This window comes from Spirochaetia bacterium 38H-sp, assembly GCA_039023545.1.
GTDB classification, from domain to species: Bacteria; Spirochaetota; Spirochaetia; order Winmispirales; family Winmispiraceae; genus Rarispira; species Rarispira pelagica.
Genome location: JBCHKQ010000001.1, coordinates 759,131 through 774,628, shown reverse-complemented (window position 1 = coordinate 774,628; position 15,498 = coordinate 759,131). Strand labels below are relative to the sequence as shown.

The following is a 15,498-nucleotide window of genomic DNA, read 5'->3' as shown; positions in this document are numbered from 1 at the left end:
ATATATAAACTTTACTATTTATCTTTTTTTATATATTTTTTTTCCATGGAAAAAACAGCTTCACAAGAATGTACAGCTATAAAAAGATATCCCCAATGGTCAGAAATAAACCTCTCTGCAAGGGAAGTTCTTCATCCTAGACTTGTTATGCTTCCCGACGGGATATCGGAGTTCACATTTGCTAACATCTATCTTTTTAGGCATACGTATGATTATAAAATTTCTCTTCTTCCCAATGATACAATAGCTATATCAGGGAAAAAAGATGGAAAAAGCTTTTTTATGCTTCCATGTGGACTTCCAGACTGGGAAAACCTGGAACAGCTTTTCTCGGAGCATGATTATCTAAAAAATCTCTCAGAAAGCAATATAAAAGAGAACAGAGTGCAACTGGAGATACACGGATACAAAGCGGAAGAAGACAGAGACAATTTTGACTACATTTACAAAAGAGAAGACCTTGCAGACCTGTCCGGAAGAAAATATCACAAAAAAAGAAATCACATAAAGACGTTTATAAACAATTACAATTATCAGGAAGACCCCATAACAAAAAACAACATAGAAGATGCCCTATATGTTCTGGAAAAATGGAGGGAAGAAAAAGGCATGGACGGAGACTATAAGGCCGCAAAAGAAGCCCTCCTTATAGCCCACACCCTCAGACTAAGAGGCTACATATACTACATAGACGGAGAACCAGTAGCCTACACACTGGGGGAAGCACTTGCGCGAGGCAGAATGTTTGCAGTGCATTTTGAAAAAGCTCTATCAGGGTACAAAGGTATATACCAGTTTATAAACCACGCATTTGCCGCAACACTGCCAAAACACTACAAATACATAAACAGAGAGCAGGATCTTGGGATTCCCGGGTTGAGACAAGCAAAAATGAGCTATCATCCTAGCGGATTTGTAAGAAAATACAAGATAACAAAAGCATAACAATCGCCAATAATAATCTTATAAACATGATGTACCGAAAGTGAGCCTGCATAAAAGCAGGCTCACTTTTTACCACTACACGATAAGAAAAAAAAACCGTATACTTGGCATATGAAAATAAAACACATATTGCTGGACCTTGATGATACCATATATCACTCCACTCCGATGCTCTCCTGCGATGTGGACAAAAAGATGAGTCTGTATGTAGCAAGACTTTTTAACACAAACCCATTCATTGCAAAAAAGCTTAGAAAGCACTTTGCTCCCAGATACGGTTCTACGCTTAGCTGGCTTGCAAGAGCAGCAGGACAGCCTGGAAAAGTTTTGGATGAGTTTCTGGACTATGTGCATCCAAAAGACGTGAAACAATATATAGAAAAAGAATGTGGATTAAATGAGCTTATAGAAAAAATAAGCATTCCAGTATCCATATTTACCAATGCCCCTCTCGAACATGCAGAAAGAGTTCTGGATTCGCTTAAAATAGATAAAAATATATTTTCACATATATTCGATATAAGATTCTGTAACTACATAGGCAAACCTGATAAAGAAGCATATATGAGAGTGGCAAACCATCTTAACTTGAATGTAAGAGAAATACTTTTTGTAGATGACAGGCCAGAAAATGTAAAAGCAATGCAAGAAGCAGGGGGCATTGCTATTTTGAGAAGTGAAGAGAAAGAGGACGGAATTATCTCAATATCCAGTCTCAAAGAAATACCTACTATATTGGAGAAGCTTGCAGATGCAGATATCATTGCAGTATAAAACAAACAGTAATAAGGCATATCTTTGTATGCCATTATGGTACAGAATTATTTCTATCATTTTTTTTGTTTTCTCCTCTGCCGCATATGCAATAAGTTATCCTAATCCTATAGCTCTTTTCTTATGTTTGTTGCTGTTTATTTCTTCCGGATATGTAGATACCTGGATTTTTGATAAAGACAAGGGCAAGCTGTATCACAGCTTGGGATGGGCGTTTATAAGAATAAAGAAAGAGTCTTTACAACTCAAAGATATAAAAGCAATAGAAGTGGATTCTTCCACTGCTTATAAAAAGCTTGTTATTGTGTCTACAAATGGAAGGAAAATTATTTTGGATATAAAAAAAGGCAAGCACTCCGAGGTTCTCAAAAACATTGCAGAAAAACTAATAATCTTTCTCAATATATAAAAAAGTGGCAGGCTACCAGCCTGCCACGTTCGGTTTTATCAATTTTCTTCTTTATCACTATATAGAAAACATGCCACCTTATGCTCGCCTTCTCCATCAAGTGCAGGTATAGAATGCTTGCATTTTTCCATTCTGTGCTGGCATCGGTCATAAAAATAACAACCATGGCGCTCCTGATCAGGTGAGGGAACATCTCCAGACAAGATAATTCTCTCACGCTTTTTCTCCACCTTGGGATCCGGTATCGGTATGGCAGAAAGAAGAGCCTTGGTATACGGATGCAGAGGTTTTTTATACAGCTCAGAAGATGGGGATATTTCCATGACACGTCCCAAGTACATGACAACAATTCTGTCACTTATAAACTCTATAACAGCAAGGTCATGTGCTATAAATATGTAAGAAAGGCCAAATTCTTCCTGCAAATCTTTAAGAAGGTTGAGAATCTGCGATTGTATGGACACATCAAGCGCACTTACCGGCTCATCAGCTAAGATGAGCTTGGGGTGTATAGCAAGAGCACGGGCTATTCCTATTCTCTGTCTCTGTCCACCGGAAAACTCGTGTGGGTAGCGATTTTTATAAGAAGAGGACAGTCCTACCCTCTCCATAAGTTGCTCTACGGTCTCGTCTATTTCCACGCTAGACAGCTTCATAAGGCCTCTTTCTACAAATATTTCCAGAGGCTCTGCTATGATATCCCTTACCACCATTCTGGGATTGAGAGATGCATAAGGATCCTGAAATATCATCTGCATCTCTTTTCTGACAGGAAGAAGTTCTTTTTGAGAAATTTTGCTGATATCTTTATTGTCAAATATTATTTTCCCATCCGTGGGGGTGTACAATCTGTTGATAGCTCTGGCCGTAGTCGATTTGCCACAACCTGATTCTCCTACAAGGCCGAGTGTCTCCCCCGGTTTAAGGTCAAAACTTACACCGTCAACAGCTCTTATATATCCTTCTGTCTTTGAAAAAAGACTTCCTGTTTTTATAGGAAAATGGACTTTTAACTTTTCTACGCTAAGGAGTGCTTTCTTATCCATTATTTTCTTCTCCTTTATCCTTGTGGAGCCAGCATCTTACTGTTCTGTCCTCTGCTATCTTAAACTCAGGAGGAGATTGTTTTTTACAGATATCCATGACCTTAGGACAGCGCGGATAAAATGGACAACAGTCAGGCAGATTTATAAGATTGGGCGGCTGTCCGGGGATGGAGTTGAGTCTTTCTTCGGATGGTCTGTCCAGTCTGGGAACAGCACTGATGAGCGCTTCTGTATAAGGATGTGCAGGTTTTTCAAAAAGCTCATAAGTGGGAGAATGTTCTACTATTTTTCCGGCATACATCACGTTGACTCTGTCACACATACCGGCAACAACTCCAAGATCATGCGTAATCATTATCACAGAAGTTCCAAATTTTGAAGAAAGCTCTTTTATAAGCTCCAGTATCTGTGCCTGAATCGTTACATCCAATGCTGTGGTAGGTTCGTCCGCTATGAGTATATGGGGATCACAGCTTAATGCCATGGCTATCATTACCCTTTGTCTCATGCCTCCGGAAAACTGGTGCGGATAGGAGTCTATGCGCTTCTCCGGAGCAGGTATACCTACCTGGCTCAACATATCGATAGCTCTCTTTTTTGCAGCTTCTTTATCTGTCTTCTGATGAAGCATTATAGCTTCTATCATTTGTGTTGACACTCTTAGAAAAGGATTTAAAGATGTCATAGGGTCCTGAAATATCATGGAAATATCTTTTCCACGTATTTTTTGCATGTCTTTTTCGGAATATTTTATAAGGTCATGTCCCTTGTATTTTATACTTCCTTCCACAATCTTCCCCGGAGGAGAGGGGACCAATTTCATAAGAGAAAGACTGGTGACAGATTTTCCGCAACCCGACTCACCTACTATGCCAAGAATCTCTCCCTGTTTCAGCTTAAAAGAAACTCCGTTTACAGCCTTTACAACTCCATTATCGGTTTTAAAATATGTGTGCAGGTTTTCTACCTCTAGTACATAATTACTCATAAGCTCCTCATCTAAAGCGAATTCTTACTATGCGGATCAAAGGCATCCCTCAGTCCGTCTCCTAGGAAGTTCATTGCAAAAAGGAATAGTGTCATAGCTAAAGCAGGGAAAATAAGTCTCCACGGATAGAGGGTCATACCCTCCACACCATCTCTTATCAAAGAACCCCATGATGCAAGAGGTGCAGAAATTCCAAGTCCAAGGAAAGAAAGAAAGGCTTCCATCATTATAAATGAAGGGATTCTCAGACTGGAAAAAACTATTATAACTCCCAGAGTATTGGGTACAAGGTGTCTTGCTATAATCCTTACGGGGCTTGCCCCCATAGAGCGTGCAGCCTCTATAAACTCAGAGTTTTTTAGAGAAATTATCTGGCCTCTTACAACTCTGGCAACGGTGAGCCAGCTTACAAGCGCAAGGGCTATAAACAGGTTGATAAGATTATTGCCAAAAAGTGCCATAAGAATTATTACAATCAGCATATAAGGCAATCCATACATTACATCTACTACTCTCATAAGGATATAATCAATCTTGCCACCCGCATATCCAGCTATGGCACCCACTATTATGCCAATAAAAACACTCACAAGAGTTCCCACAAGACCTATTGCAATGGAAACCTGACCGCCATATATTATTCTGGCAAGCATATCCCTGCCAAGATAATCTGTACCAAGAATATAAACTCGCTTATGGGGGTTTATATTCTTGCCTTTGTATTCTATTACCTCTGTTTCTATTCTTCTCTTTATTTCCTCCAGCTTGGCTTTTTCTTCAGAATTAAGCTCTGTTCTGCCATCAGCCTTTGCAGCTTTGTACAGATAAGCTTCTTCTGTCTCATACCAGACCTCTCCAGCAGGCCTTAAAGAAGGAGGAAGATTTTGATGTACAGGAACCTGAAAATCATAACTATGAATAGGCAAAAGATTGAGAAAAGCAAGAACAGAAACAACAACATAGACAAGTACTATAATAAGCCCCGCCATTGCCATCTTATGCTTTTTTAACCTTTTCCAAGCATCCTTTGTAAGGCTGGTAGCTTCTACAGGTACATCGGAAAGCGCTGCAGCATGCTCCATATCAAGCTGAACAATATCCATATCTTCTGACATAAATCCTCCTAATCCTTGTAAGAGACCCTTGGATCAAGGATGCCGTAAAATATATCAACAATGAAATTCATAACGACAAGTATTACAGAATACACAACTACCGTACCCATTATAAGCGGATAGTCCCTGTTAAAGGCGGATTGGACAAAATATCTGCCAAGCCCTGGGATCCTAAAAATCTGCTCGACAACAACCGAACCTGTTACTATGCCGGCAAAAGCAGGTCCCAGATAACTTACAACAGGAATAGATGCTCCTTTAAAAACATGCCTCAACATTATAGCCCGCACAGATAATCCCTTTGCTCTGGCAGTTCTTATATAATCACTCTGAAGAACTTCCAAAACACTGGCTCTAAAAAGCCTTGCAATATTGGCATAATAAGGAAAAGAAAGAGTTAAAACCGGCATTATAAGGGTTGCCCAGCCTCCTCTGCCGTTTATCCATCCTGATGTGGGAAGCCACTTTAAAACAAGAGCAAATATCAACATAAGAATAGGGCCGGTAACAAACAAAGGTATAGATATACCTAGCACGGCAATGGACATAAAAGTATAGTCCACCCAAGTATTTCTCTTTAGAGCACTGAGAGCACCTGTAAAAAGCCCCAATATAAGTGCGACAAAAAGAGAAATCACTCCCAGCAGCAAAGAAACCGGCAATGTCTGCACAATATAAAAAGACACATCATGATCCTGATATCTAAGGGAAGGTCCAAGATCTCCTTTGAGAAGGTTCCCCATATAACGCAAATACTGCATAACGAGAGGCTCGTCCAGATGATACTTTTTTTCTATATTCTCCAGTATCTGCTTGGGAAGTTTTTTCTCAGAATCAAAAGGTCCCCCAGGAGCAAATCGTATTATAAAAAAGCTCAATGTAATAATAATAAAAAGAGTGGGGATAAGCCCCAAAAACCTCTTAAATATATATCTACCCATCCTGATTCTCCTAACCCGACGCTATTACCCTGCGAAAACGTATTCTATAATTATTTATAACAGAAAGCCCGGGCAAAATAAAGATGCCCGGGCAAAACAGAGTTTATTTCTTATAAATGTTCTTGAGAGGATGTATGTCCATTACATTGGGATACCATCCGCCCCACTTATTGGTATCTATCATATTTATAGTAACATAAAAATACAGAGGCATTATTGCATGATCCTGAGTTATCAAAAGCTCCTCAGCCTGCATAAGAGTAGCAAACCTATCGGGTCCAGGTGCCATTCTTGCAGCCTTATGTATAAGCTCGTCGTACTGAGGATTGCTGTAAAAAGCGTCGTTCATATCTCCGCCGGTTACAAACATATCAAGAAATGTGTTGGGGTCCTGGTAGTCTCCAACCCAGCCGGCACGAGCAATATAGAACTGCCCTTCTCTTCTTGTTGTAAGATAGGTTTTCCATTCCTGATTAGTAAGCTTTACGTTTATACCAAGATTGACCTTCCACTGCTGCTGTATAAACTCTGCTATCTTCTGATGACCTTCTGATGTGTTATACAGGATTTCCACCTCAGGAAAGCCTTCTCCATTGGGATATCCTGCTTCTGCGAGAAGAGCTTTTGCCTTCTCCACATCTTCTCCTAATCCTTTTACACCCTTATAACCTGTCATAGGAGGCACTATACCGTATGCAGTAATCTGTCCAGCCTGAGTAACACGCTCAACAAGCTCCTGCCTGTTTACTGCCATAGAAAGAGCCTTTCTTACTCGGGGATCGTCAAAAGGCTTTTTTGTGTTGTTAAAGATGTAATAATAAGTAGCAAGCTGTGGGTTTTTTATATAATCATCTCTCAACTTTGCTTCTTTTATCCTATCCGTAGGAACAGTAGTCTGCCAGTCAATCTCACCATTGAGATACATATTATAAGAAGTATTATTATCTTCTATTGGCAGATAAACAACCCTAGAAAGTTTTACAGCATCCTTATCCCAGTACTTGGGGTTGGGTACAACTGTAATTTTATTCTGAGGCTCCCAAGTCTCAAGAACAAAGGGACCGTTTCCTACAAAGTTATCAGGACTTGTCCATTCTTTACCATACTTTTCTATCGCATGAAGTGGAACAACAGCAAAAGAATAATGAGCAAATGCATCAAGGGCATAGGGCAAAGGACCTACAAGCTCTACCTTAAGGGTATATTTATCCACGACCTCTACACCAAGGGCATCAGGGCCTGCATCGCCTGCATTATACTCTGCTGCTCCCTTGAGAAACATGGCAGGAAACCATGCATAAGGAGCTGCGAGCTCCGGGCTTAGCATCCTTTCCCAGGATTTCTTGACCGTCTCAGCAGTAATAGGAACACCGTCAGACCAAGTTGTCTGTCTTAGCTTAAAAGTGATAACAGTATTATCATCGCTAAACTCCCAACTCTCTGCAAGCCCAGGTACAGCCGTAGCAGTCTTGGGATCATATGCCACAAGGCCCTCAAAAAGAGCCATATATATCCTGTGCTCTGGAACACCAGATATAAGATGCGGATCAAGAGACTCTGGCTCTGCTCCATTGTTGAGAATAAACTCACCTCCCTTTCCTTGTGATTGACCACAAGAAACAATAAGTGAGAAAAGTGATAAAACTATAAACAGACTTAATAAAATTTTTTTCACAAACCCTCCATGATATTAAAAATCGTTTGCATACCGCAAATCCAATATAGGATAATGCAAATCTTTATTTTTTGCAAACATTTTGTTACAATATCTTATCAGCCCACGGTTGAATTTGTATAATAAGACCGATAATACAATATACCGACAAGGAGAACACATGAATTTACCCATTTCTCAGGCATATAGAGACCTTATAAAAGAAATGATAACAAAGGCACGTCATCCTCTGGAAATCGACGAAAACAGTGTATGGCAGGAAGCTAACAAAGCCACACGACCGTATATAAATAAAATGCTATCAGAACTTCTGGAAGAAGGCAGCAGAATAGAAGGAATTGAAAATCTCAAACAACTGTACAAGCAATCAAAAGAAGGAAAATCCTGCCTTCTTCTTGTGGAACACTACAGCAATTTTGATCTTCCTACGCTTATATATCTGCTGGAAAATATGGGAGAAGAAGGACAGGAGATAGCAGATCATATAATAGCCATAGCAGGGCTCAAGCTCAACGAGCATAACGAGCTTGTAAAGGCTTTTACAGAAGCATATTCTCGTATCGTTATATATCCATCCAGAAGCCTCGCAAAAATGGACGAAGAAACCCTAAGAAAAGAATTTCCCAAAAGTAAAGCTATAAACAGAGCAGCTATGCACATGCTTATAGAGAAGAAACACAGCGGCAATATAATACTTGTATTCCCATCAGGGACAAGATACAGGCCGGGAAAACCGGAGACAAAAAAAGGAGTAAAAGAAATAGACTCTTATCTAAAAAGCTTTGACCTTGTGTGTTTTGTAGGAATAGCAGGAAACATTCTCAGAATAAATCCTGACGAACATAAAATGGAAGACGATATAGTATGCAAAGATAAGATTATTTTTCTGGTTGACACACCACAAAGTGCAAAGGATTTCAGAGAAAAGGCAAAAGAAAGCTGTCCGGAAGGCACAGATAAAAAGCAGTGGGTTGCAGACAGAATAATGGAAAAGCTTGAAAGCCTCCATACAAAGGCAGAAGAACTCAGAAAAGAATAATCATACGGGAAAAACTGTCTCTTCTATCTTTCCCATACCCATATTTTTGAGCTTGTCGGAAAAAGGATGGCCTTTTCCGACAAGCCTTATAACATAACTTTTACCTTTTTCTTCTGCCATATTGCAAAACTTTTCTACAAGCAGGGTACCTATCCCCATATCTCTAAACTCAGAAAAAACATATATCAGATTTAAGCACATAAAATCATCTGTCTCATAATACCAGCAGAAAGCAGCCAAATCCCCCTCAAGAAGAAAACACTCAAGCATATTGTGCCTTATATTATCATCATACAAAGCCATAGTGTAAAAAAGATGTTTTGTAACAACACGGAGGTCTTCCCCTACTGATTCAGCAAGTTTTTCATAAAGAAAAGCTTTTTCTTTGACAATATCCACTTTTCTATCGGAAAAAGAAAAACTTTCTTCTATAAGATCAGACATATCCAGTACATCATCCGGCTCTAAAGGCAGAGATTCAAGACCTGCAAGTTCTCTGAGCCTGTTATACCACTCCATAACCTCTCTCTTAAGCTGCTTTTCCTTAAACCAATACCACTTTCTTTCCAAAAAGGGATGAGCTTTTATAGCGTCCTTAAAACGGCGAAATACTCTATCTCCAGACACAAGAATATCCCTCAGCTCCTGTTTATACAGCGGGTTCTTAAGATTGGCTACAAAAGTCTCCATAAGGCGATAGCCTTGAGCAGGACCCCATTGCGGTATATCGACATATCTCTCATCGTTTTCCGGAACACTGCTTTTCTTGCACAGAACAAGACTGCGGGTATCAAAAACCTGCTTTTCCTCCTGGTTCTCCATACCAAAGATGATTAGCTCTATAAGCTCGGGGCTAAGCTCAAAAAACTCCATGTTTTTTCTCCAGATGTTCCACAAAATCCTTGACTCTACCATAGGAAATCTTCCACGTTTTCCCAGTTTCCCTCTCTTTGACCTCGACCTTCCCCTTATCAAGAAGCTCTCTTGTAAGCAATATCCTGTAAGGAATACCAAGCAAATCAGCATCCCTAAACTTTTTTCCAGGGGACATATGCCTATCATCCAGAAGACAACAATTGCCAAGCTCCTTCTCAAGAGACTCAACCTTATCTTTAATATATAGAGAGTTACCAATTGACATCAAAAAAATATAAAAAGGAGCCACGGAAGCAGGCCATTTTATCCCGTGAGCATCCCTGTTATTGGCAACTATCACAGACATCAGCCTTCCCATGCCTATACCATATGCCCCCATATGGGGATAAACAGACCTGTTTCTCTCATCAGGAAGAGATAATCCCATGGACTTTGTATAAAACTCGCCCAGTTTAAAAATATGCCCTATCTCTATAGCCCTTTCTTCTACAAGGTCTCCGCCGCAATAATAACATCTATGTCCTTCTGTTATCCTGGAAATATCCGCAACAAAATCAGCCTCAAAATCCCTGCCAAAGTTTGCATTGATGCAATGCAGCCCCTCCTGACCAGAACCAATAACAAGATTGGAGCTATCTGCCACAATATCATCAACAACAATAGTTATTTGCTCCATCCTGTTGAGAGGAGAAAGATAGCCCGGAGAAAGCCCTAATTCCTTGAGTTCCTTCTCGCTGGCCTTTCCCGTAACAGGCTCAGATAACACAATGCTCAACTTCTCACGGCTGACATCATAATCTCCCCGCACAACAGCAAAGACAATCCCTTTTGTGGTCTTATAAGCCATTGTCTTTGCAAGTCTATGGAGAGGCAGACTGAGAAAAGCAGACAAAGACTCCATACTGCTTATCCCTGGAGTCTCCACAGTCTCCATATCTCTGGGAATCTCCGTAACAGTAGGCTTTACACCTATAGCGATATCCTGATTGGCAGTATATCCGCAGGAAGAACACCTTATGACAATATTATCACCTCTATCCGACGGAACAAGAAACTCATAGGACTTCTCTCCCCCCATATACCCCACCCCTGCTTCCGCCACAAGCAGAGGAAGATTACACGACTTAAAAATCTTTTCATAAGCATGAAAAACCCGAGGGAAAAAATTGTTGAGATCGTAATAACTTCTATGGAAGGAATACGCATCCTTCATTATAAACTCTCGTGTTCTTATAAGACCTGTCCTTGCCTTTTCTTCCTCTCTATATTTAGTCTGAAACTGATATAAAAACACAGGAAGGTTTCTCAAAGACTGCAGACTCTGCCTTATGAGCTCCACCATTGCCTCTTCGTGAGTAGGAGAGATCACCATCTCTCTTCCAAGCTTATCCTTAAAACTCGCTATATCCTCACCTGCAAGCACATCTCTTCCGGATTTCTTCCATATTTCCATGGGATTTATGATAGGCGTCAGAACCTCCTGACCACCAAGCTCAAGCATCTCTCTTGCTATCATACCCTTGAGCCTATTAAAAACCCTCATACCCATAGGAAGCAAACTGTACAGGCCATGCCCCAAACTGCGGACATACCCACCCTTGAGCAAAAGCTCATAAGCCGAACCCTCGACCTCTCTGGGAACATTTCTTGTAGTATGGGGAAAAAGCCTACTATAACGCATAACTGTATTGTGGGGTATGTTTTTCCTTAGGTCAATAGTTTTTATATCATATTAACAAGCCATCTCAAAAACAAGGAATACAACACAACAAGAAACAACACAATATAATCATACCAAACGGTGTGAGCGCGCCCATATAAAGCAAAAAAAGGCTTGCTCACACCTGCCTGCGGCACATATTAAGCAGGAAAAATTGCAGCCATTCCTGCTCTTCTTACACCCGTAGGCAGCAAGGAAGCGGGCACAGCCCGCATCCTTGCGTTCGGTCTAACTCAATTTTATTCCATTTTTATCCTGCCAATCCTTTACAAGACAGGAAAGTGCAGAAAAAGCATAAGAATTATAATCAAGCCGGGTAACCTGATACTCGCTTATCAGCTTAAAAAGCTCATTCTTGTTCTTTACCCCAGTCTGTCTGTAGATCGAACTCAGATGCACCTTTACTGTATTCTCTGATATTCCCAAAATCTCTGCTATATCCTTTCTGCTATATCCTCTTACAAGATAACCCAGAAGCTCCTTTTCTCTGGGAGTAAAATTATAATCTTCAAAAAATGCCTCCTCAGGCATAAGGACAGAGCTGACCATAGGCTCCATCTCAAGCCCCACAATCCGGATACCGCATCTTAGATCATCCAATGTATAAGCCACACATTGACAGAGTATTGTAGTAGAAAAGCTACCATTTGCAAGCCTAAATTGCGAAGGAATAACAGACTCATTATTCACAAGGCTTTCGAATATCGCCTCCATCCTGTCCTGGTCCTCTATGTGTATTAGTTCAAGGAAATCAACATCACTTCTTGAAGCAATGCTTTCTGCTCGCTTGTTGACAAAACGTATCCTTCTGTCCGCATCAAGCTCCCAGATAAGAATAGGAAGAAACATCGCCATATCCCTAAAATACTTCTCCCGTCTCTTAAGCTCTCTCTGGATAGCCTGCCGCCTTCTTATCTCCTCCTCAAGCATATTGTTCGTCTCTTCCAGCATTTTCTTTCTTTCTCTGAGAGCTGTATTCTGATGTCTTATCCTAGAAAGAAGTCGCGCAACATCATAGCCTATGCTAAGACCATGTCTTATACCCTCATGTATCCTAAGATCCTCGACAGTAAAATTAAAATACACAACACCTATCCTGTTATCTCCCTTAAAAAGGGCATGAGCAACAAGAGCATAAGGACTCTCCAGACGCTCAGTTACAAAATTCGGCAACAGATCCCTGCAGACTTTAGAATCAAACTCACCATAACAATCTCCACAGCCATTTTTATCATAGGAAAAAACAGGCCTTAGTCCCAATTCTGAAGTTTTGGAATCCACATAATGAAGAATATAACAAGTCTGTACGCTTAGCTCTGCAAGCTGCCTTTTGAGCTTACCATGCATCTCCGCTACTCCAAGAGAAGCGACAAGCTCCTCCTCTAGTCTCTTCCCCTTCTCAAAACTGTAATCGGTAGCACCCATCTCAACCAGTTCTCTAAGATGATAAACATCATTGCCTTGTTCTTGCTCACAATCCATACAACCACAGCTAAAGCGGGTAACAAGCTGCGGAACAAAACACACATCCGGCACATCCTCTCCGCTAACAATCCGCTCCAACACCCCACAAGCAGCCCTTCCGAGCATTCTGACATCCTGCCTGAGCGTAGTAAGCCCAGCATAACGCGAAGGCCCTATATCATCATAACCCGTAACAATCATATCATCGGGAATCTTATAAGACTCAGAAGAAAGAAAAGAATATACCCCATAAGCCAAAAGGTCGTTGGAACACACAATGGCATCTACGGCATTGCCTGTCCTCATATACTCAGCAACCCTTCTGGCAGCAGGCCTTCCCTCTTCCAGATTGAGCGCAGTATCAAGCACAAACCCAGCAGGAATCGCTCTGTCAGAAAGAAAATCAAAAAAAGCCCTGGCACGGTCCCTCATCTCAGGATTATTCTGAGGACCGCGCAAAAAAGCAAAACGCTCTACACCGTGCTCAAGATAAAGATGCTCCAGAAGATTATAAAACCCTCTGTAATTATCATAGAAAACAGAAACAACCCCAGGCAAAGCATATCCCAGACTCACGACAGGCCTGCCATACGCCCTAGCAGCAAGCCTTCCCACAGCATCAAGCCCGCCTGCAGAAACAAGCGCCGGAGTAGCAAGAACGACAGCATCCAAATTAGAAGAAGAAACAGCACCAAGCAAAACATTACGCTCACTCTCCCTGTGTCGCTCATGCCCGATTCTTCCCGTAACAAAACACACAAGATTCCATCCACGCTCGGCACAAGCCTCTCTGAGCCCATCAGCAAGAGACGCATGCCAGGGACTTGTGAGCCAATCTATAAAGAGCCCCACTGTAAAATCGTTTTTCATATCTCCCCCGGGATATTTTAGCACGGATTGGAGATTTTTGACAAATTTTTATTTTTTGCCCATGATTTACAAGAAAAACATAATACCGAACAGGCTTCCCGCAGTCCCAAAAGAAAAGAAAAGCAGGCAAAACTGCGGCAAGCCCTGCCTGCGGGCGCATAAAAGAAAATACAGACAGCAAAAAGAAAAAGACACAGCAATGACAGACAAAACCCCATATAAAAGCCCTACTTATCTTGACAGTAAAAAAACAGCAAGCTATTGTGAATTGAGTAAAAAACTATCAAAGGAGAAATAACATGAGCATGATAGAATACGTAGAAGCCAGAGAAATTCTGGACTCACGCGGCAACCCCACAGTAGAGGTTGACGTAATACTGGAAGACGGCTCTCAGGGAAGAGCAGCAGTACCATCAGGAGCATCCACAGGCGTACACGAAGCTGTGGAGCTCAGAGACGGAGACAAAAAACGCTACATGGGAAAAGGCGTACTCAAGGCAGTAGAAAACGTCAACAACATCATAGCACCAGAGATAGAAGGCCTTGATGCACTAGACCAGGTGGATATTGACCGCACAATGCTTGAGCTTGACGGTACTGAGAACAAAAGCAAGCTTGGTGCCAACGCAATCCTTGGCGTATCCATGGCAGTAGCAAGAGCAGCAGCCGATTTCCTCGGAGTACCACTATTTAAGTATCTTGGAGCATACAAGGCAACAACACTGCCCGTACCAATGGCAAACATACTCAACGGAGGAGCACACGCTGACAACTCCGTGGACTTCCAGGAGTTTATGGTAATGCCGGTGGGAGCACCAACATTCCGTGAAGGCCTCAGAATGATAACAGAAGTCTTCCACACACTCAAAGGCATACTCAAAGAGAACGGATACTCCACAACAGTAGGTGATGAAGGCGGATTTGCCCCCAACCTCAAATCCAACGAAGAAGCAGTAGAGCTCATCCTCAAGAGTATAGAAAAGGCCGGCTACAAACCAGGTGACGATGTTATGATAGCCCTTGACCCTGCATCCAGTGAACTCTATGACGAGAAAAAGAAGCGCTACATACTCAGCCACTCCACAGGAGAAGAATTAACATCAGAAGAAATGGCAGCCCTCTGGGAAAGCTGGGTAAACAAATATCCCATAATATCCATAGAAGACGGTATGGCAGAAGATGACTGGGAAGGCTGGAAGGCACTTACAGACAAGATTGGCAATAAGGTACAGCTTGTGGGGGACGACCTCTTTGTAACCAACACCAAGCGCCTTTCCCAAGGTATAGAAAAAGGCGTAGCCAACTCGATACTTATCAAGGTAAACCAGATAGGAACACTCACAGAAACATTTGAAGCAGTTGAGATGGCAAAACGCGCAGGATACACAGCAGTGGTATCCCACAGAAGTGGAGAAACAGAAGATAACTTTATAGCAGACCTTGTTGTTGCACTTGAGACAGGCCAGATAAAGACAGGCTCACTTAGCCGCTCTGACCGCCTCAGCAAGTACAACCAGCTTCTTCGCATAGAAGAAATGCTCGGAGATACTGCAGAGTACCCCGGTCTCAAAGCTTTTTACTCCGTAAAACGCTAAGCCATAAAATATACAAAAAAGCGCTGCATAAGCAGCGCTTT

General features: G+C 41.5%; 14 protein-coding genes. 6 read left to right on the top strand and 8 right to left on the bottom strand.

Annotated elements, in window-relative coordinates:
• The first annotated feature begins 45 nt into the window (after positions 1–45).
• The 3 genes from WKV44_03335 to WKV44_03325 all read left to right on the top strand — a co-directional run bounded on the left by WKV44_03335 (position 46) and on the right by WKV44_03325 (position 2,128).
• Positions 46–945: a phosphatidylglycerol lysyltransferase domain-containing protein gene (locus tag WKV44_03335; protein ID MEM5947571.1), complete on the top strand. Its 900-nt coding sequence runs from the start codon at positions 46–48 to the stop codon at positions 943–945.
• A gap of 111 nt (positions 946–1,056) precedes the next feature.
• Positions 1,057–1,719, top strand: a complete 663-nt coding sequence (locus WKV44_03330; protein MEM5947570.1) for an HAD-IA family hydrolase — start codon at positions 1,057–1,059, stop codon at positions 1,717–1,719.
• Positions 1,697–2,128 carry a hypothetical protein gene (locus WKV44_03325; GenBank protein ID MEM5947569.1) on the top strand — a complete coding sequence of 144 codons (432 nt, stop codon included), beginning with the start codon at positions 1,697–1,699 and terminating at the stop codon, positions 2,126–2,128. The genes WKV44_03330 and WKV44_03325 overlap by 23 nt, the downstream gene beginning before the upstream one ends.
• Before the next feature lie 38 nt (positions 2,129–2,166).
• Here WKV44_03325 and WKV44_03320 read toward each other — a convergent pair whose 3' ends face one another.
• The 5 genes from WKV44_03320 to WKV44_03300 all read right to left on the bottom strand — a co-directional run bounded on the left by WKV44_03320 (position 2,167) and on the right by WKV44_03300 (position 7,893).
• Positions 2,167–3,174, bottom strand: a complete 1,008-nt coding sequence (locus WKV44_03320) for an oligopeptide/dipeptide ABC transporter ATP-binding protein (GenBank protein ID MEM5947568.1) — start codon at positions 3,172–3,174, stop codon at positions 2,167–2,169.
• Positions 3,167–4,162, bottom strand: a complete 996-nt coding sequence (locus WKV44_03315) for an ABC transporter ATP-binding protein (GenBank protein MEM5947567.1) — start codon at positions 4,160–4,162, stop codon at positions 3,167–3,169. The genes WKV44_03320 and WKV44_03315 overlap by 8 nt, the downstream gene beginning before the upstream one ends.
• Positions 4,163–4,173: 11 nt before the next feature.
• Complete coding sequence (locus WKV44_03310; protein ID MEM5947566.1) at positions 4,174–5,244, bottom strand: ABC transporter permease; 1,071 nt, start codon at positions 5,242–5,244, stop codon at positions 4,174–4,176.
• A gap of 41 nt (positions 5,245–5,285) precedes the next feature.
• Positions 5,286–6,218, bottom strand: a complete 933-nt coding sequence (locus WKV44_03305) for an ABC transporter permease subunit (protein ID MEM5947565.1) — start codon at positions 6,216–6,218, stop codon at positions 5,286–5,288.
• A 103-nt stretch (positions 6,219–6,321) separates the two neighbouring features.
• Positions 6,322–7,893 (bottom strand): peptide ABC transporter substrate-binding protein, encoded by a 1,572-nt coding sequence (locus WKV44_03300; GenBank protein ID MEM5947564.1) that lies wholly within the window; start codon positions 7,891–7,893, stop codon positions 6,322–6,324.
• A gap of 160 nt (positions 7,894–8,053) precedes the next feature.
• On the opposite strand from WKV44_03300, the gene WKV44_03295 reads away from it, so the two are divergent.
• The gene (locus tag WKV44_03295) at positions 8,054–8,932 is read left to right on the top strand and encodes a 1-acyl-sn-glycerol-3-phosphate acyltransferase (GenBank protein ID MEM5947563.1); all 879 of its coding nucleotides are present in this window, start codon (positions 8,054–8,056) and stop codon (positions 8,930–8,932) included.
• Here the strand turns inward: WKV44_03295 and WKV44_03290 are convergent, their stop codons facing one another.
• The 3 genes from WKV44_03290 to WKV44_03280 all read right to left on the bottom strand — a co-directional run bounded on the left by WKV44_03290 (position 8,933) and on the right by WKV44_03280 (position 13,862).
• Positions 8,933–9,805, bottom strand: coding sequence for a UPF0158 family protein (locus tag WKV44_03290; GenBank protein ID MEM5947562.1), 873 nt, complete (start codon positions 9,803–9,805; stop codon positions 8,933–8,935).
• Entirely contained in the window at positions 9,792–11,489 is a 1,698-nt protein-coding gene (gene proS / locus WKV44_03285; GenBank protein MEM5947561.1) for a proline--tRNA ligase, read from the bottom strand. The genes WKV44_03290 and proS overlap by 14 nt, the downstream gene beginning before the upstream one ends.
• Before the next feature lie 267 nt (positions 11,490–11,756).
• Complete coding sequence (locus WKV44_03280; protein ID MEM5947560.1) at positions 11,757–13,862, bottom strand: substrate-binding domain-containing protein; 2,106 nt, start codon at positions 13,860–13,862, stop codon at positions 11,757–11,759.
• A 61-nt stretch (positions 13,863–13,923) separates the two neighbouring features.
• Between WKV44_03280 and WKV44_03275 the strand changes: the two genes are divergently transcribed.
• Both WKV44_03275 and eno read left to right on the top strand, forming a co-directional pair.
• A complete protein-coding gene (locus tag WKV44_03275; protein MEM5947559.1) occupies positions 13,924–14,160 on the top strand; it encodes a hypothetical protein in 237 nt (78 codons plus the stop codon).
• 1 nt (position 14,161) lies between these two features.
• Complete coding sequence (gene eno, locus WKV44_03270) at positions 14,162–15,457, top strand: phosphopyruvate hydratase (protein ID MEM5947558.1); 1,296 nt, start codon at positions 14,162–14,164, stop codon at positions 15,455–15,457.
• Positions 15,458–15,498 lie beyond the last annotated feature (41 nt).

Bases quoted from the DNA above. Each gene is read 5' to 3' on its own strand.
- WKV44_03290 (MEM5947562.1), bottom strand. From the start codon at position 9,805: ATGGAGTTTTTTGAGCTTAGCCCCGAGCTTATAGAGCTAATCATCTTT.
- WKV44_03325 (MEM5947569.1), top strand. From the start codon at position 1,697: ATGCAGATATCATTGCAGTATAAAACAAACAGTAATAAGGCATATCTT.
- WKV44_03280 (MEM5947560.1), bottom strand. From the start codon at position 13,862: ATGAAAAACGATTTTACAGTGGGGCTCTTTATAGATTGGCTCACAAGT.
- WKV44_03320 (MEM5947568.1), bottom strand. From the start codon at position 3,174: ATGGATAAGAAAGCACTCCTTAGCGTAGAAAAGTTAAAAGTCCATTTT.
- WKV44_03330 (MEM5947570.1), top strand. From the start codon at position 1,057: ATGAAAATAAAACACATATTGCTGGACCTTGATGATACCATATATCAC.
- WKV44_03310 (MEM5947566.1), bottom strand. From the start codon at position 5,244: ATGGAGCATGCTGCAGCGCTTTCCGATGTACCTGTAGAAGCTACCAGC.
- eno (MEM5947558.1), top strand. From the start codon at position 14,162: ATGAGCATGATAGAATACGTAGAAGCCAGAGAAATTCTGGACTCACGC.
- WKV44_03315 (MEM5947567.1), bottom strand. From the start codon at position 4,162: ATGAGTAATTATGTACTAGAGGTAGAAAACCTGCACACATATTTTAAA.
- proS (MEM5947561.1), bottom strand. From the start codon at position 11,489: ATGCGTTATAGTAGGCTTTTTCCCCATACTACAAGAAATGTTCCCAGA.
- WKV44_03335 (MEM5947571.1), top strand. From the start codon at position 46: ATGGAAAAAACAGCTTCACAAGAATGTACAGCTATAAAAAGATATCCC.
- WKV44_03295 (MEM5947563.1), top strand. From the start codon at position 8,054: ATGAATTTACCCATTTCTCAGGCATATAGAGACCTTATAAAAGAAATG.
- WKV44_03275 (MEM5947559.1), top strand. From the start codon at position 13,924: ATGATTTACAAGAAAAACATAATACCGAACAGGCTTCCCGCAGTCCCA.
- WKV44_03305 (MEM5947565.1), bottom strand. From the start codon at position 6,218: ATGGGTAGATATATATTTAAGAGGTTTTTGGGGCTTATCCCCACTCTT.